The sequence below is a fragment of the Enterococcus gallinarum genome (assembly GCF_021496385.1).
In the GTDB taxonomy this organism is placed as follows: Bacteria; Bacillota; Bacilli; order Lactobacillales; family Enterococcaceae; genus Enterococcus_D; species Enterococcus_D gallinarum.
On the sequence record NZ_CP050816.1, the window covers coordinates 2429020 to 2449975 of the forward strand.

A 20956-nucleotide genomic window follows, 5' to 3' on the forward strand; every position below is an offset into this window, starting at 1 on the left:
TGATGTTTATTATATTAGAGAAATTTCACAAGGACAAATAAAAAAGCTTGAAATCAATGACGGATCAAAAATCGACATTGATATCAAACTTATGATTAAAATTTGCGAAAACGCTGATAGCGCTCAGCAAGGAGTTGGTCTATATTCTTTTGTGCGAGAGCAGCGATCTTTTTGGTGATTGCCGATCGCATTTCCGCGATCACTGTCTCTTTCGACAACAGTTCACCGTCGATGGTCTCGGGAATCACTTTTTCGATCACTCCAAGCTTGTGCAACTCTTGCGCTGTTATTTTCATGAGTCCGGCAGCTTCTTTCGCACGGCTTCCATCTTTCCAGAGGATCGATGCAAAGCCTTCCGGGGATAAAATCGCATAGATAGAATGTTCCATCATCCATACTTCATCCCCTAAAGCCAATGCCAAAGCTCCACCACTGCCGCCTTCGCCAATAATGATTGCCAAGATTGGTACTTTTAAATCTGACATTTCTAAGAGATTGCGCGCAATCGCTTCTCCTTCGCCACGCTCTTCAGCGCCGACGCCGCAATAGGCACCTGCTGTATTGATCAATGTGATAACAGGCCGTTGAAATTTCTCCGCTTGTTTCATTAGCCGCAACGCTTTTCGGTAACCTTCTGGATGAGGAGCACCAAAATTTCGTCGAAGGTTCTCTGGCAGGTTCCGCCCTTTTTGGATACCGATCACTGTCACAGGTTTCCCATCTAAGGTAGCGACCCCGCCCACAACAGCTTCATCATCGGCATAGAGACGATCCCCATGGAATTCCTGAAAATCGCTAAAAACATGTTCAAAGTAATCAAGTGCCGTCAAACGATCTTTGCTGCGGGCTAACTCAACGATCTCATGTGCCGCTTCAATCATTTGTCATCCACCCCTTTGTCGTATGCAATTTAAGCAATTGGGAAATTCGTTCCCTTAATTGTGTCCGTGGAACGATTTGATCGACAAAACCATGTTCCAACAAGAACTCTGCTTTTTGGAAGTCTTCTGGCAGTTCTTGTCGAATCGTTTGTTCGATCACTCGTCTCCCCGCAAACCCAATCAATGCCTGCGGTTCAGCGAGAATCACATCTCCTTCCATTGCAAAACTTGCTGTTACGCCTCCGGTAGTTGGATCTGTCAAGACTGTCAAATAAAATAAACCGGCTTCACTATGACGCTTCACTGCTGCAGAGATCTTAGCCATCTGCATCAATGAAAAAATCCCTTCTTGCATCCGTGCACCACCAGAAGCAGTGAATAATACAACGGGTAAGTTCTTCGCAAGCGCTCGCTCAAACAATCGAGTGATTTTTTCACCTACGACAGTTCCCATACTTCCCATAATAAAGTTGGAATCCATGATTCCTATTGCCACAGGTTGCTGATTGATTGTCGCTTCTCCAGTTAACACGGCTTCATGAAGACCAGTTTTTTCCTGTACGGAAGCTATTTTTTCGAGATAATCAGGAAAGTTGAGAGGATCTTCTGTTTTCACATCTGTATCCCATTCTTCCAAGCTTTTTTCGTCGATCGTTAATGCGATTCTTTCCCAGGCACTGATACGGAAATTATAGCCACAATGAGGACAGACTTTTTCTGCGCCCATTTCTTTTGTATATAAGGTCCGTTTACAGCTGGGACATTTCGCCCAAAGATTGTCGGGCACTGTTGGTTCATTGGCAGGTGCCTGGCCGCGATTAGGATTGATGCGAATGTAATTCTTCTTTTTAAATAAAGCCATTCTCTTCCCTCCTATTGTTCAGGCGTCCAGTTTGGCAAGAATTCCTCTTGTAAAAAGGCTGTGTTGTAGTCTCCGGCAATCACTTTTGGATGACCGATCAGATCCATTTGGAATTCTGCATTCGTCACTACACCCTCAGTCACTAATTCAGCCAAAGCTCGCTGCATTTTCATCAATGCTTCAAATCGATTTTCTCCATGAACGATGACCTTTGCAATCATCGAATCATAGTAAGGAGGAATCGTATATCCAGAGTACATGGCACTATCCACACGAACGCCCAGACCTCCTCCAGGTAAAAATAAATTATGAATTTTTCCAGGGGAAGGAGCAAAATTAAAGGCTGGATTTTCCGCATTGATACGACACTCGATGGCAGCACCTTGCATTTTGACATCTTCTTGTTTGATATCCAGCGATTCACCGCTAGCAATCTCAATTTGTTTTTTTACGAGATCGATATTGGTCACCATTTCTGTGATCGGATGTTCCACCTGGATGCGAGTATTCATTTCCATAAAATAGAATTCGCCAGCTTCATCCATCAGAAATTCGATTGTACCAGCATTGCGATAGTCAACAGCCTGAGCGGCGCGAACTGCTGCAGCTCCTAGTTCTTGACGTTTACTAGCTGATATTACGACCGATGGCGATTCTTCCAAAACTTTTTGATTGTTCCGTTGTAAAGAACAATCCCGCTCGCCCAAGTGAATGATATTCCCAAAAGAATCTCCTAAAACTTGGACTTCGATATGTCTTGCGGGATACACGATTTTCTCAATATACATTTCATCATTACCAAAAGCGGCTTTTGCTTCTTGCTGAGCGGAAGAAAAATGCTGCGGCAATTCTTCTTTTGTCAATACTTTACGTATGCCTTTACCACCACCGCCTGCTGCTGCTTTAAGCATCACTGGATAGCCAATTTCTTCAGCGATCGTCAATGCTTCTTTCACATCAGAAATCGCTCCTTGACTGCCGGGGATCACTGGCACTTGTGCTTCGATCATCAACCGTCGGGCATTGATTTTGTTCCCCATTGCATCGATTGTTTCACTCTTAGGACCAATAAAGACAATATTGCATTCTTCACACATAGATGCAAAACGGCTATTTTCTGATAAGAAACCAAATCCGGGATGGATGGCTTCAGCTTTGGTAACGATCGCGGCGCTTAATATTTGTTGCACATTCAAATAAGAGTCTGCTGCTTTCGCCGGGCCAATACAAATGGCTTCATCGGCAAGTTCTGCATGTAACGCTTCTTTATCTGCTTCTGAATAAACTGCGACCGTTTGGATCCCAAGTTCGCGGCAAGCACGTATAATGCGAACAGCGATCTCACCACGGTTAGCTATCAATACTTTAGAAAACATTTTTCACCTATCCAATCATGAAGGTAAGTTCTGCTTCTGCAACTTTTTTGCCATCAACATAGGCAATCCCTTTGCCGATTCCTGCTGCAGATTTTACCTTGAGTATTTCTACTTCTAAGATCAATGTATCTCCTGGTGTTACTTTTTTGCGGAATTTTGCTTTATCAAGTCCGCCGAAATAAGCGGTTTTACCTCGAAAATCCGGTAAAGACAAGAGTGCAACTGCCCCCGCTTGGGCCATTGCTTCAACGATCAATACACCAGGCATGACTGGTTCATGAGGAAAATGGCCTTGAAAAAAAGGTTCGTTGATGGTCACGTTCTTCTTTGCTACCACCCGTTTTCCTTCTTCTAGTTCTTCAATGCGATCCACTAAGAGCATAGGATAGCGATGGGGAATGATTTCTTTGATTTCTTGAATTGACATAACTGACATAGCTTACCCTTCTTTCACACGGAATAATGGTTGATCGTATTCAACGATCTGCTCATTTTCAACTAAGATTTCAACTAATTCGCCATCAACATCGCTAACAATTTCATTCATTACTTTCATTGCTTCAACGATACAAAGGACATCCCCTTTTTTGACAGAATCGCCGATTTGTTTGAATTGGCTTTGTTCAGGACTAGGTTTTAAGTAAACCACACCCACTAAAGGTGAAACGATCTCCGTTCCCGCTATAATTGGCTCTGAACTAACCTCGACGGTTCCAGCAGCTGTTGGTTGTACGCTTGGTACTGGTGTAGCTGCAGGGATGCTTTCAACTTTGACATCTGAACTCTCGGATGATACTTGACGGCTACTGAACGAATTTTTATTAAAATAAAGTTCGATGTTTTCTTTTTTGAGCTGCAATTCAGTCAAAGAGGACTGATCAAATTGGGAAAGCAGATCCTTGATTTCATTTGTTTCCAATTAAGCTTCCTCCCAACGTTTCAATAAGATGACTGCATTGTGTCCGCCAAAACCTAGTGAGTTACTCATTGCATACGTAATTTCTGCTGGCTGGCTTTGGTTTTTCACAATATTTAAGTCGATTTCAGGATCTTGTTCACGAACATTGATGGTCGGTGGAATAAATTGATGCTGCAATGCTAAAAGCGAGGCAATTGCTTCGATTCCTCCTGCTGCCCCCAATAGATGTCCTGTCATAGATTTTGTACTGCTGACGTAAGGTTTGCGATAGTCGTCCCCTAAACCATATTGGATCGATGTAGCTTCAGCTACATCATTAGCTGGTGTGCTTGTTCCGTGAGCATTGATATAGCCAACTTCGGCTGGAGTGATCGCTGCTTCAGACATCGCGAGTTTCATTGCTTTTCCAGCACCTGAACCGTCAGGATTCGGTGCAGTCATATGGTAGGCATCACAATTGGCACCATAGCCAACAACTTCCCCGAGAATCTTCGCTCCGCGCTTTTGGGCATGTTCAAATGATTCTAGAATCAAAACCCCAGCACCTTCTCCCATCACAAACCCGCTGCGGTTTTTGTCAAATGGTGTGGATGCTTTGTCTGGATCAGATTCCGTTGTTAATGCCGTTAAAGAAGCAAAACCAGCGATACCAATCTCACAAATCGTTGATTCAGATCCGCCAGCAATCATCACGTCTGCATAACCATGTTTGATATTGCGGAAAGCTTCACCAATCGAATGAGTACCGGATGCACAAGCAGAGACCGTAGTTGTACAAATGCCTTTTGCCCCCACACGCAATGCAATGTTTCCTGCCACCATGTTGACGATCGACATGGGCACAAACATTGGAGACACACGATTTGCACCTTTTTCATGCATTCGAATCACTTGGTCTTGAATAGTTGGCAAACCTCCAATACCTGATCCGACCATGACACCGAATCGATCGGCATCTAACGCTTCAGAATTCAAACCCGCCATTTTCATTGCTTCAAGGGCAGCATAGATCCCATAAATCGAAAAAAGATCCATCCGTTTCGTATCTTTTTTGACAAAGTATTTTTCTAGTGGAAACTCTTTGACTTCAGCTGCTACTGAAATCCCTGTTCCACTGGCGTCAAATTTGGTGATGGGGCCAATCCCATTGGTTCCATTTTGCAAACTAGCTAAAAATGTTTCTGGATCATTCCCAATTGGGGAAGTCACACCGTATCCTGTAATAACTACTCGATTCATAAGTATCTCCTTTCTATCCTTGCATGGCCATTCCGCCATCTACGCTGACTACTTGACCTGTGATATAAGCGCTTTGGGCCAAAAAAACCGCAGCTTTTGCGACATCTTCTACAGCACCAAATCGCTGCAACGGAATATTATTGATCGATTGTTCTTTTACCTTATCAGAAAGAACTGCGGTCATCTCCGTTTCAATAAATCCTGGTGCGATCGCATTACAGGTAATGCCTCTAGCCGCTCCTTCGCGGGCAACTGATTTGGTAAAACCAATCACGCCAGCTTTACTTGCTGCATAATTTGCTTGACCAATGTTGCCAGTCAATCCTACGACACTAGTCAAATTAATGATACGTCCTTCGCGTAGTTTCATCATCTTTTTGAGAGCTACTTGCGTCATGTTGAAGGTTCCAGTCAAATTGATCTTCAATACACTTTCAAATTCTTCTGGTTTCATGCGCAACAATAACTTGTCATTGGTGATTCCTGCGTTGTTGACTAAAATGTGGATCGGTCCTAATTCAGCTTCCGCTTGTGCAAGCATCGAAACAGCTTGATCGTATTCGGATATATCACCGTTGACTGCGATGCATTTCACACCAAAACGGGTAATCGTCTCTATAAGAGTTTGAGGTATCTCTTTCCGCCCATTCAATACGATATTGGCTCCTTCTTTGGCAAATGCTTCTGCAATGCCAAAGCCAATCCCTCTTGAACTACCAGTAATAAAGACATTTTTATTTGTCAGTTCCATAAATTCCTCCTAATCAAACCTTGAAAGTGTGTCAAAAAGTGTTTGAGCATCTTCCACTCTCGAAGCAGCAATGGTTTTGTCGATTTTTTTCAAAAAACCGGTCAATACTTTTCCGGGACCGATCTCGATCATCTGCTCAATTCCCATTTGTTTCAACTGCTCGATGCTTTCATAAAAACGCACAGGTGATTTGACTTGCTTCTCTAATAATTCTTTGACTTGTTCTTGTTTCATCGGTTTCGCAGTCGTGTTGCTGATCACCGGCACCTGTAAATCTTTGATTTCAATTTTCGCCAGCTCTTGAGCAAGTTGTTTAGAAGCGGGTTCTAAAAGTTTCGTATGGAAAGGGCCGCTGACATTTAATGGAATCATTCGTTTGGCTCCCGCCGCTTGCAATAACTGAACGGCTTGGTCAACCGCATCTACTTCCCCACCGATGACAATTTGCTGCGGCGTATTGTAATTAGCTGGCGAAACGATCCCTACTTGGCTAGCTTCTTTACAAATCGCCTCAATGGTTTCAGCCGGAGTATTCATCACAGCGACCATTTTACCCACACCCTGTGGTGCGGCATTTGCCATAAACTTGCCGCGTTTTTGCACGAGGGCTACAGCAGTTTGAAAGTCTAATGCGCCGCTTGCTACTAATGCGGAATATTCACCTAAGCTCAAACCAGCCAAAGCATCGGCCTGGAGACCTTTTTCTTTTAACAAACGCCAAAAAGCCACACTGACGGTTAAAATGGCTGGCTGCGTATATTCAGTTTGATTCAAACGGTCATTTTCAGTAAAACATAGTTCAGTCATATCATAGCCGAGCATCTCACTTGCTTCCGCAAAGGTTTGTTGAACACTTGATTCTTGCTGATATAACTCCTGACCCATTCCTACATATTGGGCTCCTTGACCGCTGAATAAAAATGCTGTTTTCATTTTAAACTCCTTTTTTGAACTGAAAGATTTTGGAGAAAATGGCATCTTCACTCGCAGATCACAGCGAGTGAAACACACTCTTTCTATTACAAGGAAAGGCTAGGCTGTTTGCCTAGCCTCGTTTTTTATGCTTGTTGTTTTTCAACGTATTTAACTAGATCTTCGACAGTTTTGATGCCGTCTTCAGTTTCGATTTTTACATCGAATTCATCTTCGATCTCGTTAATGATTTGGAAAAGGTCTAAGCTGTCTGCTTCAAGATCCTCTTGAATGTTTGTGTTTAATTTGATTTCTTCTTTTTCTTTTCCTAATTCTTCTGCTACGATTTCTTGAATTTTTTCGAATACCATGTGTATATTCCTCCAATGTGTTTTCTTCAATATTGATTGTGAACAGGCTATAAAGCTGCCAGCATGGTCCCCCATGCTAATCCGCCGCCGAAACCTGAGAACACCACTTTTTGTCCGCTGCCTAAAGACAGCGTGCCGCGTTTCACTTCTTCATCTAACAAAATCGGAATTGAAGCGGCTGAAGTATTGCCATAAAATTGCATATTTTGCAAAAACTTATGTCGCGGGACCTTTAATTTCCGAGCCACTTTATCTAAGATTCGGGAATTGGCCTGATGCAACAAGTAATAATCTACCGATTCATGCTCACTGATTGCATGAATGGATTGAACGACATCGCGTGTCGCAAAATCAAAAATTTCACGACCAACCATCTGCATACAAGCACTGTATTGGGTTGACGAACTTCCGTAAGGATTCTTATTTTCAACAAAACCTGATGTCAGAGAGAGTCCTCTGGTTCCATCAGACTGCAGCGATTCCTTCAAGAGATGCTGATGGTTGGTTGCTTCTAAAAGCACCCCGCCTGCCCCGTCTCCAAATAAAACTGCGGTTGAACGATCTTCCCAATCCAAGACCTTTGACAGCACTTCACCGCCAATGACGAGCCCTTTTTTAGAACCGGTCCGAATCAATTTTTCTGCTAAAGACAATGCATAAACAAATCCGGCACAAGCTGCGCTGATATCAAAAGCAAAAGCTTGATGGGCGCCAATATTCCCTTGAACTTGGCAAGCAACTGCCGGTGTATTGAAATCCGGAGTGATGGTCGCTACTAGGATAAAGTCCAATTCATCTGGAGCAAGTCCCCTTGATGCCAAAAGTTTCGTAGCAACATTCGTACATAAATCGGAAGTATTTTCTCCATTACTAATTCGACGTTCTTTGATTCCTGTACGTGAAAAAATCCAGTCATCTGATGTATCCATAATTTCTGAAAGTTGCTGATTCGTCACGATTTGTTCAGGAACATAGCTTGCTGTTGCGGTAATCTTTCCAAACATATTCATCCGTTACACTCACTTATAATCTTGTAAAAAGTCATGCAGATTTTTTAAGGCTTTAAGTAAAGCTTGCTCTTCATCCGTAGACATCTGGCTTAGAACGCCTTTGACCATCTCACGGTGAAAATGTTGATGTACCCGATAAAGCAATTTGCCTTTTTTTGTCAACGCAAGTTTGACTACGCGTCGATCGTCTTCACTGCGAATGCGTTCTACATATTCTTTTTTAACCAAACGATTGATTGCAATGGTGAGGGTCCCAACAGTAATAGAAAGCTCTTTAGCGACTTCTGAAGTTGTTTTCTTCTTGTACATGCCGATTGCTTCAATCGTATGCATTTCTGTGATTGAAAGATCTTTAAATTGTGATTTCTTTAATTCTGATTCTTCGATCACGAGAATGTCATTGAAGACACTGACTAAATAGTCGTTGACCGTTTCTAAATTTGGTTCCATATCTTTCACCATCCGAATAGTTTGATAATCAAATCATTTGATAGTCAAACTATAAAGTAACTTTTAGAGAATTGCAAGAAAATTTTTTGATTTTTATTTTTTTTAAGCGCATTTTTATTTTCAGTACGCTTTTCTAACCTTCACAAGTTTTTAAGTTGACAATTACCAGAGAATCGAGTAGTTAAAAATTATTTTGATTATCAAAGATTTCTTCCATCATTTCACGAAAATGATTATCGTGTCAGAACATCACTTGTTCTGCACCTTAAATTTTGGTATCGTTGCAGTGTAGAAATGAGGTGATGGACATCAACGCACGGATCGAATACTTAAAGCAAAAAGCAAATGCGTTACCCCAAAAACCTGGGATTTATTTAATGAAAGATTCTCATGGCGGAATTCTGTATGTTGGAAAAGCCAAGCAATTGAAACAACGAGTTTCTTCTTATTTTCGCAAAAATACACAGCATACAAACAAGATTCTGCGTTTAGTTCACAATGTCGTAGATTTCGAAACAATTTTCGTAGACACAGAACTCGATGCGCTATTGTTAGAATGTCAGTTGATTCAGCAACATCGTCCCATTTATAACCGTCAAATGACCAACTTTCTTAATTACCAATACATCCGCTTTGATGCAGGAAACATCGTTCGAACAAATGAGGCGGCAGAGGATGCAATAGGACCTTTTCGCCGATCCAAGCAATTGCCGGAAATCATTGAGATATTGACAGAAACGTATCAATTACCTTCTGTCAATCCTTATAAACTTCTCTCGTTGTCCAAACAGTTGCCGTTGATGCAAACTATTCCTTTGGAAGAAAAACTGAATGAGCTGAAACTTTTCTTTCGTGCAGAAAGCAAGACAATATTTCGTTATCTCGACCAACGATTGCATTATTTTGCGGAACAGTTACTTTTTGAACAGGCTGATCAACTACTGTACCAAAAAAAATTGCTTCAATCCTTTTATCGAGAAATTATCGAGGTGAATACTCTGATCGCTCTCCCAGAAGTTCGCTTTGAGATTCCTCTTGAAACCTCTCTTGAAGCTTCTCTTGCTGCCGATTCATCACAAGTAAAAGTCTATCAACTCTCTTTTGGACAAATCATTCATAGCGAAGTTGTATCAACCTCTGATGCTTTTGTTCCAGCACCTTTAACAACAGCTAAACGATTGCTGCCAACAGACCTTGATCCTCTACATATAATTTTGCGCCAGTTAAGACAATTAAATTTTGTGCTCTCAAATACCTAAACGCTCAAATGATTGCAACAAAAAACCAGCGCTCCTTAAAGAGGAACGCTGGCAATGCGTATGGCATTTTTCATCTGAACGCTGATACGTTTATTGGATCAAATCATAAATTTCCATGGCTACAATATCAATATTATCAAATTGATAAGGCTGACTTGACTCTGCTTCCGTTAACTCAAACGTTTCTGTGGTGTTATCGTAGGTCACTGTGCATTTTTCTACGCCTTCTTTTTCGAAACGGCGAACTTGAACCTCGTTGTCTTGCGCTTCGACCATCGCTTCTAAACGTTTGATGATAGCGACTAATTGCGAACTTTTCATTCGTAAGCCTCCTTTTTCTGTCCGTTATATTGTATCAAATCATATTCTATCTTGCATTGATTTTTTACAATTTATTTTGTCATTTTAAGATTTTTTTCCATCTTGCCACCAAAGCTTAATCAGGGCTTGAGTCCCATCACTTTCATAGCCAGCTTCCGCTAAGCGATCGTACATTTTTTTTGCCAAAGCCGTACTTGGCAAATCCAGTCCCATTTTCGCTGCTTCATCAAGTGCGATACCTAAATCTTTGATAAAATGTTTGACAAAAAAACCAGGTGAATAATCTTCTTTCAAAATACGGGGGCTGTAGTTGGCCAATGACCAGTTTGCGGCGCTGCCACCAGATAATGTCTCAATGACTTGCGGAAGTTCTAAACCTGCTTTATCGGCATAGACGAGCATCTCAGTCATTCCAGTCATCGTACCAGCAATCATGATCTGATTGGCCATTTTTGTGTGCTGGCCTTTGCCGGCAGAGCCATGAAGATGACACGTTTTTCCGACAATCTCAAATAGTGGTTCAACTTTTTGATAGGCTTCCTCGTCACCACCCGCCATTATCGTCAACGTTCCATTTTTTGCTCCAAGGTCACCACCAGAAACTGGCGCATCAATACTTGCCGCACCATGCTCTTTTGCCGTTTGATAGATTTGTTCTGCTAATTTTGGCGTACTAGTTGTAAAGTCAACTAAATATTTTGCCGCGACATCGGTTTGAAAAATCCCCTTTTCTCCATAGTAAACTTCCTCAACGTCTGCAGGATAGCCGACCATTGTGAAAACAACTTCACTTTCAGCAGCAACTATTTCAGGCGTATCACACCAAACCGCTCCCTTAGCGACTAATTCGTCTGTTTTGTTTTTTGTACGATTATACACATTTACATGATGTCCGCTTGCTAAAAAGTGACCGACCATTGATTGGCCCATGACACCCGTTCCAATAAAACCTAGCTTCATAGTCATACCTCCAAAAATAAAAAAATTCACGTCTTTAGTATACGCTAAAAACGTGAACTTGACTGCAATAATGTTTAATCAATTGTTCGTTTAAATGATTTCAATTTGACTTTGAATTTTTTCAATGTTTCTTCGGTTTCCTTGTCTAGGCGTTCTGTCTCATAGTAAGCGATCATATCATGGTAAAAAGAAAGCATCGATTCACCAAAGTGTGCTGCAGAGATTTCATACATTTTTCGTGCTAAGACACTTTCATCCCTAGGAATCTGCTGTTGATAATAATGAATAAATGCAGAAGCAAAATCTTGATCGGTGTCAAAGGTCACACCAAGAGATGGATCATCGATCAATGTATTTAAATAATCATTGCCTTCAACGACTAAAGGCGTACCTGCTGCCATTGCTTCTGTATACGTCAGTCCTTGTGTCTCTGAAGTAGAAGCACTGACGAAGAAATCTGCTGCATGATAATAGATGGCGACTTCATCATTTGCAACCTCTCCAACAAAATGAACATGGTCAGACAAGTTCATTTCTTGAACTTTTTCTTCCAATTTTTCTTTGTAAGGACCTTTGCCCACGATCACTAATTTGGCTGAAGGAATTTCTGCTAGAATATCAGGCAGTCCATCAACGATCGCTTGGATATTTTTCTCATAAGAAATACGACTCAATGATAATAACATTGGCTGGTCTTCTTCAATCGCCAATTCTTGACGCAAGGCTCGTTTCATTTCCAGAGTGATATCCGGGCGGCGAAATTTCTCTACCTCAATACCAGTGGGAATGATGCGCATCGGCGACACAACGCCATAACTGCGTAGTGTATCGATGACCCGTTCACTCGGGCAGACAACCCCAGTAGAATGATTGGCAAACAGACGAGAGAAATACTTTACGTGTGTAGGTCGCAAAACTTTTCCTTTCGCAATATAATGCAGATAATCTTCATACATTGTATGATAGGTATGAATCACAGGAATCTGTAGTTTTCGACCCACCATTTTTCCCAGTAGTCCCGCACCAAATTCAGTATGGGTATGAATCAGTTCCAGTTCCAACTCTTTCGCAATCAAATAGGCATACCACATGCCCCGCACCACGATTCTACGGTCTTTGAAAGACACGAAAGGCACACTAGGCATACGAATGATATCTTCCTCATCCATTTCTGCATTTGGATCTGTAGTCGTAAAGATATAGACCTTATGGCCCTTCTTTTCCAACTCTTCTTTTAATGTTTTGATCGATGTCGCTACACCGCTCACTTGCGGAAAATATGTGTCTGTAAAAAATCCGATTTTCACAACGGTACCTCCAAACTTGCCGTCAATCAACGGGTTTTTCTTCTAAAACGCTTTGATAAACTTTCTTTAACTCTTTTCCAATTTCTTCAATACTCCGTTCTGCAGCTGCTTGATAGCCGGCAGCTGACAGATCTGGTACACGACCTTCTACGATGTTAGCAATTTGTTCAACGAACTCATCAACTGTCCGTCCCATATAAGAATTTTGATTCTCTTGCAACCAACCATGGTAAACAGGAATGTCACGCACTAGAACTTTCTGCTTACTAGCAAGCGCCTCTAACACAACGATCCCTTCTGTTTCTTCATAGGAAGGAAAGAAAAACAGATCTGCTCCAGAATAGGCCCCCTCAATGACATCTCCTTTGATATAGCCAGGAAAAATAACATTTTCAGGATGGTTTTCTTTCACGAGATCTCGAACCGCTTTAGGGATCGTATACATAGGTGTATGTCCAAACCAAATAAAAGTATACTCTGGCATGCGGCGAGCAATCTCAACAAAATCGACAATTCCTTTTCTCTCAAAATACAAGCCAACAGAAATAATCACTTTTTGATCCGCCGACAATTTGAAATAGTCGCGAAAAGCCTGTTCTTTTTTTGGTTCCGGACGATATTTGTCCAAATCAATCCCATTAGAGATCGCACAGATCGGTACCTTGATGCCATACCCTTCCAAAAGTTCTTTTGCGTAGGGCGTTGGGGTTATCAATTGATCGGCTCGGGAATATAAATTGATCAAATATTTTTTGTATAATGGCGATAACTGGTTTGAGCCGATAAATGAATTTCGAAAATCTTCTTCAGTCGAATGCGCATGGTAAATTACCTTTTTGCCTTGTTTCCTTGCTTTATTGATTTGATTCAACGAATTGATCCCATACGTATTAATATGAAGTATATCATAATCCTCAGCTTGTTTGTCTAATGTATATTCAACACCGATACTGCTCAGTGCACGTTGCTGATGCGCAAGTGCTCTGCCGATACCAGATTTCTCTAAAAGCTTTTCACTTTCAAAATAGAGAAGTACTTTCAAACGAGATTCCTCCTTCTAAACTGTTACATCTAGTATAACATAGCTAGACGAGATCACCCTCCAACTCAAGGCCTAGTTTTTGTATTGATTTCTATCATACGTCAAAAAGCTGGTTTATCAAAGGTCATCAAAACAATATGACAAAACTGTTCGCTCCCAGACCACAAAAAAAGCAGCAAGCGAATTCGCTTGCTGCTAACTTTTAACTACTTTACATATTGATTGATCAATTCGACTACTTCTTCCATCGTATCGCAATCTTCCAAAGCACGTTTTGCTAATTCTTGCATGTCAGTTGTTGACAAGCGTTTCATTAAGCTCCGTGTTTTAAGTACAGAAGTTGCGCTCATAGAGAATTCATCTAAGCCCATACCGACTAGAAGTGGCACAGCAGTTTGATCGCCGGCCATTTCTCCACACATACCAGCCCATTTACCTTCAGCATGTGCTGAATCGATTACGTTTTTGATCAAACGTAGAATAGATGGGTTATATGGTTGGTAAAGATATGAAACTTGTTCATTCATACGGTCTGCAGCCATTGTGTATTGGATCAAGTCATTGGTACCAATACTGAAGAAGTCTACTTCCTTGGCAAATTTGTCAGCTAAGACAGCTGCTGCAGGAATTTCGATCATGATACCTACTTGAATATCTTCAGAGACAGTTACGCCTTCATCGATCAATTTTTGACGTTCTTCTTCGTACATTTTTTTCGCAGTACGGAACTCTTTCAATGTTGCCACCATCGGGAACATAATACGCAAGTTTCCGTGAGCAGAAGCACGTAACAGCGCACGAAGTTGTGTACGGAACATGCCGTCACCCAACTCAGACAAACTGATACGCAACGCACGATAGCCTAAGAATGGGTTCATTTCGTGTGGCAATTTCAAGTAAGGAAGTTCTTTGTCCCCACCGATGTCCATTGTACGAACAACGACTGGTTTACCAGCCATTCCTTCAAGAACTGCTTTGTATGCTTCATATTGGTCATCTTCTGTAGGAAAATCAGGAGAATCCATGTACAAGAATTCTGTCCGGTATAAACCGACAGCTTCTGCACCATTGTTGTGAACACCTTCAAGATCTTTAGGCGTTCCGATATTTGCAGCTAATTCAAAGTGCTTGCCGTCAGCTGTAACGGTTTGAGCATCTTTCAATTTTTCCCATTCTGCTTTTTGTTCCGCGTAAGCTTTCCCTGCTTCAATAAATTCAGCAGCTTGGTCTTCAGTAGGATTGATGATAACATCTCCTAAGATTCCGTTAACTGCCAGAATATCACCAGCATTCACCTTAGCTGTGATTTCTTTTGATCCTACGATTGCAGGAATTTCAAGAGATCGAGCCATGATTGCTGAGTGAGAGGTACGTCCCCCGATATCAGTTACAAAAGCTTTAACGAAGTTGCGGTCTAATTGCGCAGTATCACTTGGTGTCAAATCGTGAGCAACGATAACAACTTCTTCGTTGATCATTGAAGGATTTGGCAACGTCACATTTAGCAAATGTGCCAAGATACGTTTCGCAACGTCTTTGATGTCCGCTGCACGTTCTTGCATGTATGCATTGTCATCCATTGCTTCAAACATGCCGATATACATGTCAGTGACTTCTTTCAATGCAGCTTCTGCATTGACTTTGTTATCTGCCATGTTTTGTTTGATTTGTCCGATCATTTCAGGATCTGACAGAACCATTAAATGAGCATCAAATACTTGTGCTTCTGCCTCGCCTAAAGATTGCGCTGCTTTGTCACGGATTTGTTGCAATTCCGCTGTTGACTTTGCTAGTGCTTCATCTAAACGAGCTTCTTCTGCTGCCGTATCTTCAACATTTACTTTTGAAAAAGATAAATCAGGTTGTACTAACAGGTAGGCTTTGGCAACGGCTACACCATCACTAGCAGCAATTCCTTTTAGCATCTCAACCATTATTCAGACAAACCTTCTTTTTTCATTGTTTCAACGATTGCAGCGATTGCATCTGCTTCGTCAGCACCTTCAGCAGTGATTGTAACGTCAGAACCTTGACCAACACCTAGAGACATAACGCCCATGATTGATTTAAGGTTTACTGATTTACCTTTGTACTCCAAGTTGATATCAGAGTTGAATTTGCTTGCTGTTTGTACTAATAAAGTAGCTGGACGTGCGTGAATCCCTGTCTCAGCAACTACGTGAAAATCTTTCTTTTCCATATTGATCAATCTCCTTTATGATACGGTTTTTTTGTGGTGAAGGCTTTTTTTGACTCAGTCAATTGTCAGACTCAAAAAAACGCCCTTTCAACTGTTAAGATTACCATTTTTTTCTCTGATAGACAACCGTTTTCTCTTAAGAAAACGACTGAAATGAACCTATATTTGTTTTTATGGTTGGTACCGATAGATGATCTTGCCATTCAAGCCAGCCTCGCCGACAAATTTCATGCGGTCTTCCAATTTTAACCATGCTTCTCGAAATAGCAGAAATTCGGATTGTTCTACCAGCAATTCGTCGATTTCTCCAGAGCGCAACTGTTCAATTTGTTCAGCAAATCGATTTTCATTCATCTCTATCACCTCTTCATCTTCTCCATTATAAACGATTCTTTTTTCAGGGAAAAGTTGTTTCCGTCATCAAAGCTGAAATCCTTGCAGTCTGAAAAAAAAATTGTATAATAAAGTTATGGTCAGTAAAGGTCAATGAAATTTTTGACGCTGCTGACAATTATTCACCGAATCTGCAAGTGTATCTTTTTACCATGAGTAAAAATCGCGGTAGAATGATAGATGAGCAAATGATAAGAAAGGTCGTGAACATATGCTTTGTCAAAACTGCGGTAAAAATGAAGCTTCTATTCATCTTTATGCCAATGTCAATGGTCAAAGAAAACAACTCGATTATTGTCAAAGTTGTTACCAAAAATTAAAAGCACAATCTGGAAATCCAACAAATATGATGGCTCAGGATCCCTTCGGCTTCGGAAATCTTGATGACCTTTTTCGACAAATGTCTCGCCAAATGCAACAAGGAAATTCACCTTATGAACAAACGCCTCCAACTCAAACTGGAGGAAACGGCATAATCGGCGGACAACCTCCGCGCAATGGCCAAGCACCTTCTGGTCTTTTAGGCGAATACGGCATCAATATCACACAACAAGCTCGAGACGGCGGGATCGATCCAGTCGTAGGACGTGACGATGAAATTCGTCGGGTGATCGAGATCTTGAATCGCCGAACGAAAAACAATCCTGTATTGATTGGTGAGCCTGGTGTAGGTAAAACCGCTGTCGTGGAAGGTCTGGCACAAAAAATTGTCGACGGTGACGTTCCTCAAAAACTAATGGATAAAGAAGTGATTCGCTTAGATGTTGCGTCACTGGTTCAAGGAACGGGTATTCGCGGACAATTTGAAGAGCGGATCCAAAAATTGATTGAAGAAATCAAACAAGCCGAAAATGTCATCTTATTCATTGATGAAGTCCATGAGATCGTGGGCGCAGGGGCTGCTGGTGATGGCAACATGGACGCTGGAAACATTCTGAAACCAGCATTGGCTCGCGGCGAATTACAAATGGTCGGCGCAACGACATTGAACGAATATCGCATCATTGAAAAAGATGCAGCATTAGAACGTCGTTTGCAACCTGTCCGAGTCGATGAACCTTCTGTAGAAGAAACCATCAGTATTTTGAAAGGATTACAGCCTCGATATGAAGATTACCATCATGTAAGATATACGGATGAGGCAATCAAAGCTGCTGCTACCCTTTCCAATCGCTACATCCAAGACCGTTTCTTGCCTGATAAAGCAATCGATCTTCTGGATGAGACCGGCTCGAAAAAAAATCTGACTATTCAAATTGTTGATCCGAAAACAATCGACAAGAAATTGCAAGAAGCAGAAGAACAAAAACAAGCTGCTTCTAGAGAAGAAGACTTTGAAAAAGCTGCTTACTACCGAGATCAAATCAATAAGCTGCAAAAAATGAAAGAACGTCAAATCAGTGAAGAAGAAACACCCGTGATCACCGAAAAGGATATGGAGCAAATCGTTGAAGAACGGACGGGCATTCCGGTTGGCGAACTCAAAGAAAAAGAACAAACTCAGTTGAAAAACTTAGCTCAAGATCTGAAATCGCATGTAATCGGACAAGATGAAGCAATCGATAAAGTTGCTAAAGCGATCCGTCGTAATCGTGTGGGATTAGGAAAACAAAGCCGTCCGATCGGTTCGTTCCTTTTTGTCGGACCAACTGGTGTTGGTAAAACAGAACTTGCTAAACAGCTTGCCTATGAAATGTTTGGCTCTGAAGAATCAATGATTCGTTTTGACATGTCAGAATACATGGAAAAACACAGTGTCTCCAAACTGATTGGTTCTCCTCCTGGTTATGTTGGTTATGAAGAAGCTGGACAGTTAACGGAAAAAGTCCGTTGTAACCCTTATAGCTTAATTCTTTTAGATGAAATCGAAAAAGCTCATCCTGATGTTCTGCATATGTTTTTGCAAATCTTGGATGACGGTCGTTTAACTGATGCTCAAGGACGCACGGTCAGCTTCAAAGACACATTGATCATCATGACAAGTAATGCCGGCACTGGAAAAGTAGAAGCCAATGTTGGTTTTGGAGCAGCCCGGGAAGGTGTCACACGATCTGTCTTGAATCAGTTAAATAACTACTTCACACCAGAATTTCTGAATCGCTTTGATGGCATCATTGAATTCAAAGCATTAAGCAAAGAAAATCTGTTATCCATCGTTTCTTTGATGCTCGCAGATGTCAATCAAACCTTAGCCAATCAAAAATTGCATATTGAAGTTCCAGAAAATGTCCAAGAAAAATTGGTAGAGCTTGGTTATAGTGCTACGATGGGGGCTCGCCCATTACGCCGAACGATTCAAGATCATATCGAAGATGGTATCGCAGAATTTTATCTTGATCATCCTCAAGTCCATGATCTACAAGCAACTTTGGATTCTGAAGACAAAATCATTGTGACAGCAAAAACTGTTGACACACCCGAAGAGCCAAAGGAACAAGAAAAACAGCCATCTGATGATGAGTAAAATCCTCGCAACAGCCAGACATCGTACCTTATTTGTCTAGATTTATATGCCAGACGCCTGAATAACCTCAAAAAAACCAAGGTTTTCAAGCTGTCTGGCTTTTCTTTTTAAAAAAAACGCCCTATAATATTAGTAAAAATACATAGAATGTGAGGTGAGTATGGTGAAATTGATCAATGTGACAAACAGCCATTCTCGATTAGTTATGAATCAGCTTGAAAATACCGATGCTGAAATGGTAAAAGTATATACTGCCGGAGACATCACAGTCATCTTTACTTCTGCCCCAAATCACAACGAAATATTGCTGATCAACAAAAAACGCGCAATCAAACCTACCGAAATTGAAGAAATCAAACATTACTTCTTGAAAAAATTACCGCCTGGTTCTTATGAACCTGAAACGATCTCAGTTATTGAAATGCCAGATATTGTAGAAATTTCTATCCAAAAATCGCTTTCTTCGCAAACCTAATACCAATGAAATCACTATAAAAAATATCTATAAAAGATGACTGTCACAGCCCTCTTTTATAGATATATTTTTTTGACTTATTTATCGTTGCCCCTGCGAAACAAACAATCTTTAAGCAAAAGCATCTGTGCCATGACTCAATCAACAGATCGATCCTAGCTAATTTTTGGGGCACTTTCAGATCGAATTCGCCGTTCGATGATCCTCCCATTGATAAATATCCCTAACCTTTTCCATGTTTCAATGTTATGGATATCCTCAAGAAAGAAAAAACACTGATTCTTTTTTGATTCAACGAATCGATCAGAAATAACGATATCTGCTTCTGCAAGGTTTTCTACCATAGTTACAGTTTCCTTTTTATATACACCTGTTATATAATTTTTTACTAACATTACATAGTTGGCATGATAGGTAATATTAATCATGACATTCAAAGGTTCCGCCATCACATGTCCAACATAGGAGTATAGTAGCTCTGTTAGTTGTGTACTAAATATATCCAAATCTCTTTCCGCTATGCTTTTTTTGTAAACTGATTTTATCATCTCTTTTATTTTTAGAAACTTATCGTTCAACAACAATTTCTTATCTTCGTGGTAAAAGAAGGAACTTAAACTCAGCTTATCCGTGATCAAAAAACGATATACAAGATGAAAAAAAAATGTGCTATGAAGGTTGGCAGGAATACTGTAACTCTCCTCCATTTTCTTCAAAGCTTCACATGCATGATCTACGATAGGATTTCCAGATAATTTCATTAATCGCTCCCCCAATCGTTCACAGATTTCAGATGTCAAATACTCTGGAAAGAAATAAATAGCGAAAAGATAGTAAAAGAATTTTTCTGACTGATAAATAGAATGATTGATCTTTTTATCTAACGGATAAAAAGTCTGACAAAATCCTAGTCGGATTTCTTCATATAAACAGTCGCTTATAGCCGTCTCCTCTTTTGAATCTATATCAGTATAACTTCCTATTTTATGGGCATCCATAAAAACTCTAGTTATTCTAGAAAGTTTCTCTTGCTTGATCCTCGTTACATTCTTTTCGTTATGATAACTATAATAGTTGTCCTCAGCAAATGTCGAAGAATGTGTATTCAGAATATAAGAAAGTACTCGTATCTGGCTTTCCTTACCTTCCACAACTAAATAATTCATTTTCTTTCTAATCTGGCAATCGACTCCAATCGTTCGAATGATATCGTTTGCTTTATTGACTAATTTGTAACAATAGGACTGACTATAATTAAATTGCATTGATAACTTGACCATCCCTACTTTTCGATGTTTAAGAAAGTAATTCAGGACTTGGAAAACAGAACTTTGTCTAATATACTGTATCTTTAAACTTGAATACAAAGACGTAAAAGTTTCTGGGGTCTCTACATCAGAAAGTCTAAATAATCTATTTTCAAATTTAATGAGTGAGTCGGTTATATTCAGTTCTACTATGTAATCCTCATTGATCTGCATAATCAATGACTTCACCTTGCGATTAGTCAGCGAATGCTTACAAGCTAGTTCATCAATTGATGTTTCAGTCTTTGAAATAATATCCTCTAACAAGTTTAATTTTTGTTCTTGCCTCTCTGTCAGAAACAACTTCCATAAATCCATGACGCTCTCCTTTTTAATGATAGTTACTTCGATAATTTTGTCTATCTCTGAAACGAAACAATTATTAACTACAGTTACCTATTGAGATGAAAAGATACTCTTTTTATCGGTGGAAATAGTTTTTTTAGATAAATAGTGA

22 protein-coding genes are annotated in these 20956 nt (G+C 40.5%); 3 read left to right on the top strand and 19 right to left on the bottom strand.

The genetic code is table 11. The annotated features are described in order from the left end of the window. Nucleotides 1-95: 95 nt before the first annotated feature. The 11 genes from HED61_RS12010 to fabT all read right to left on the bottom strand — a co-directional run bounded on the left by HED61_RS12010 (nt 96) and on the right by fabT (nt 8771). The gene (locus tag HED61_RS12010) at nt 96-881 is read right to left on the bottom strand and encodes an acetyl-CoA carboxylase carboxyl transferase subunit alpha (RefSeq protein WP_113849604.1); all 786 of its coding nucleotides are present in this window, start codon (nt 879-881) and stop codon (nt 96-98) included. After that, on the bottom strand, nt 874-1743 hold the full coding sequence (gene accD, locus HED61_RS12015) for an acetyl-CoA carboxylase, carboxyltransferase subunit beta (RefSeq protein ID WP_081132187.1): 870 nt from the start codon (nt 1741-1743) through the stop codon (nt 874-876). Before accD ends, HED61_RS12010 begins: the two co-directional genes overlap by 8 nt. An 11-nt stretch (nt 1744-1754) precedes the next feature. Next, a complete protein-coding gene (locus tag HED61_RS12020; RefSeq protein WP_113849603.1) occupies nt 1755-3119 on the bottom strand; it encodes an acetyl-CoA carboxylase biotin carboxylase subunit in 1365 nt (454 codons plus the stop codon). Between the two features lie 7 nt (nt 3120-3126). Beyond that, nucleotides 3127-3546, bottom strand: a complete 420-nt coding sequence (fabZ, locus tag HED61_RS12025) for a 3-hydroxyacyl-ACP dehydratase FabZ (protein ID WP_029486743.1) — start codon at nt 3544-3546, stop codon at nt 3127-3129. 12 nt (nt 3547-3558) lie between these two features. Beyond that, a complete protein-coding gene (accB, locus tag HED61_RS12030) occupies nt 3559-4038 on the bottom strand; it encodes an acetyl-CoA carboxylase biotin carboxyl carrier protein (RefSeq protein WP_113849602.1) in 480 nt (159 codons plus the stop codon). Further along, nucleotides 4039-5277 (bottom strand): beta-ketoacyl-ACP synthase II, encoded by a 1239-nt coding sequence (gene fabF, locus HED61_RS12035; RefSeq protein WP_003126348.1) that lies wholly within the window; start codon nt 5275-5277, stop codon nt 4039-4041. Between the two features lie 13 nt (nt 5278-5290). Next, nucleotides 5291-6028, bottom strand: coding sequence for a 3-oxoacyl-[acyl-carrier-protein] reductase (gene fabG, locus HED61_RS12040; protein WP_003126347.1), 738 nt, complete (start codon nt 6026-6028; stop codon nt 5291-5293). 9 nt (nt 6029-6037) lie between these two features. Next, nucleotides 6038-6961, bottom strand: a complete 924-nt coding sequence (gene fabD, locus HED61_RS12045; RefSeq protein WP_113849601.1) for an ACP S-malonyltransferase — start codon at nt 6959-6961, stop codon at nt 6038-6040. Between the two features lie 125 nt (nt 6962-7086). After that, entirely contained in the window at nt 7087-7311 is a 225-nt protein-coding gene (locus HED61_RS12050; protein WP_003126345.1) for an acyl carrier protein, read from the bottom strand. 47 nt (nt 7312-7358) lie between these two features. Further along, nucleotides 7359-8321, bottom strand: a complete 963-nt coding sequence (locus HED61_RS12055) for a beta-ketoacyl-ACP synthase III (protein ID WP_029486739.1) — start codon at nt 8319-8321, stop codon at nt 7359-7361. Between the two features lie 9 nt (nt 8322-8330). After that, the gene (fabT, locus tag HED61_RS12060; protein WP_005471259.1) at nt 8331-8771 is read right to left on the bottom strand and encodes a fatty acid biosynthesis transcriptional regulator FabT; all 441 of its coding nucleotides are present in this window, start codon (nt 8769-8771) and stop codon (nt 8331-8333) included. 302 nt (nt 8772-9073) lie between these two features. Here fabT and HED61_RS12065 point away from each other — a divergent pair, with 302 nt between their 5' ends. Further along, a complete protein-coding gene (locus HED61_RS12065; protein ID WP_219645023.1) occupies nt 9074-10030 on the top strand; it encodes a GIY-YIG nuclease family protein in 957 nt (318 codons plus the stop codon). A 90-nt stretch (nt 10031-10120) separates the two neighbouring features. Here HED61_RS12065 and HED61_RS12070 read toward each other — a convergent pair whose 3' ends face one another. The 7 genes from HED61_RS12070 to HED61_RS12100 form a co-directional block, all read right to left on the bottom strand. After that, nucleotides 10121-10351, bottom strand: a complete 231-nt coding sequence (locus HED61_RS12070) for a YkuJ family protein (RefSeq protein WP_003126341.1) — start codon at nt 10349-10351, stop codon at nt 10121-10123. An 84-nt stretch (nt 10352-10435) separates the two neighbouring features. Beyond that, nucleotides 10436-11311, bottom strand: a complete 876-nt coding sequence (locus tag HED61_RS12075) for an NAD(P)-dependent oxidoreductase (protein WP_219645022.1) — start codon at nt 11309-11311, stop codon at nt 10436-10438. 74 nt (nt 11312-11385) lie between these two features. Next, complete coding sequence (locus HED61_RS12080; protein WP_021149858.1) at nt 11386-12618, bottom strand: glycosyltransferase family 4 protein; 1233 nt, start codon at nt 12616-12618, stop codon at nt 11386-11388. 22 nt (nt 12619-12640) lie between these two features. Continuing rightward, the gene (locus tag HED61_RS12085; RefSeq protein ID WP_208774014.1) at nt 12641-13660 is read right to left on the bottom strand and encodes a glycosyltransferase family 4 protein; all 1020 of its coding nucleotides are present in this window, start codon (nt 13658-13660) and stop codon (nt 12641-12643) included. Between the two features lie 206 nt (nt 13661-13866). Next, nucleotides 13867-15594 (bottom strand): phosphoenolpyruvate--protein phosphotransferase, encoded by a 1728-nt coding sequence (ptsP, locus tag HED61_RS12090; RefSeq protein ID WP_003126336.1) that lies wholly within the window; start codon nt 15592-15594, stop codon nt 13867-13869. Next, nucleotides 15594-15860: a phosphocarrier protein HPr gene (locus HED61_RS12095; RefSeq protein ID WP_003126335.1), complete on the bottom strand. Its 267-nt coding sequence runs from the start codon at nt 15858-15860 to the stop codon at nt 15594-15596. The genes ptsP and HED61_RS12095 overlap by 1 nt, the downstream gene beginning before the upstream one ends. A 171-nt stretch (nt 15861-16031) precedes the next feature. Further along, the gene (locus HED61_RS12100) at nt 16032-16214 is read right to left on the bottom strand and encodes a hypothetical protein (RefSeq protein ID WP_156233465.1); all 183 of its coding nucleotides are present in this window, start codon (nt 16212-16214) and stop codon (nt 16032-16034) included. 250 nt (nt 16215-16464) lie between these two features. On the opposite strand from HED61_RS12100, the gene HED61_RS12105 reads away from it, so the two are divergent. Both HED61_RS12105 and HED61_RS12110 read left to right on the top strand, forming a co-directional pair. Further along, the gene (locus tag HED61_RS12105) at nt 16465-18717 is read left to right on the top strand and encodes an ATP-dependent Clp protease ATP-binding subunit (RefSeq protein WP_219645021.1); all 2253 of its coding nucleotides are present in this window, start codon (nt 16465-16467) and stop codon (nt 18715-18717) included. Nucleotides 18718-18880: 163 nt separating this feature from the next. Beyond that, a complete protein-coding gene (locus HED61_RS12110; protein ID WP_029486733.1) occupies nt 18881-19192 on the top strand; it encodes a DUF1827 family protein in 312 nt (103 codons plus the stop codon). Between the two features lie 155 nt (nt 19193-19347). Here HED61_RS12110 and HED61_RS12115 read toward each other — a convergent pair whose 3' ends face one another. After that, complete coding sequence (locus HED61_RS12115) at nt 19348-20817, bottom strand: helix-turn-helix domain-containing protein (RefSeq protein ID WP_219645020.1); 1470 nt, start codon at nt 20815-20817, stop codon at nt 19348-19350. Nucleotides 20818-20956: the final 139 nt, after the last annotated feature.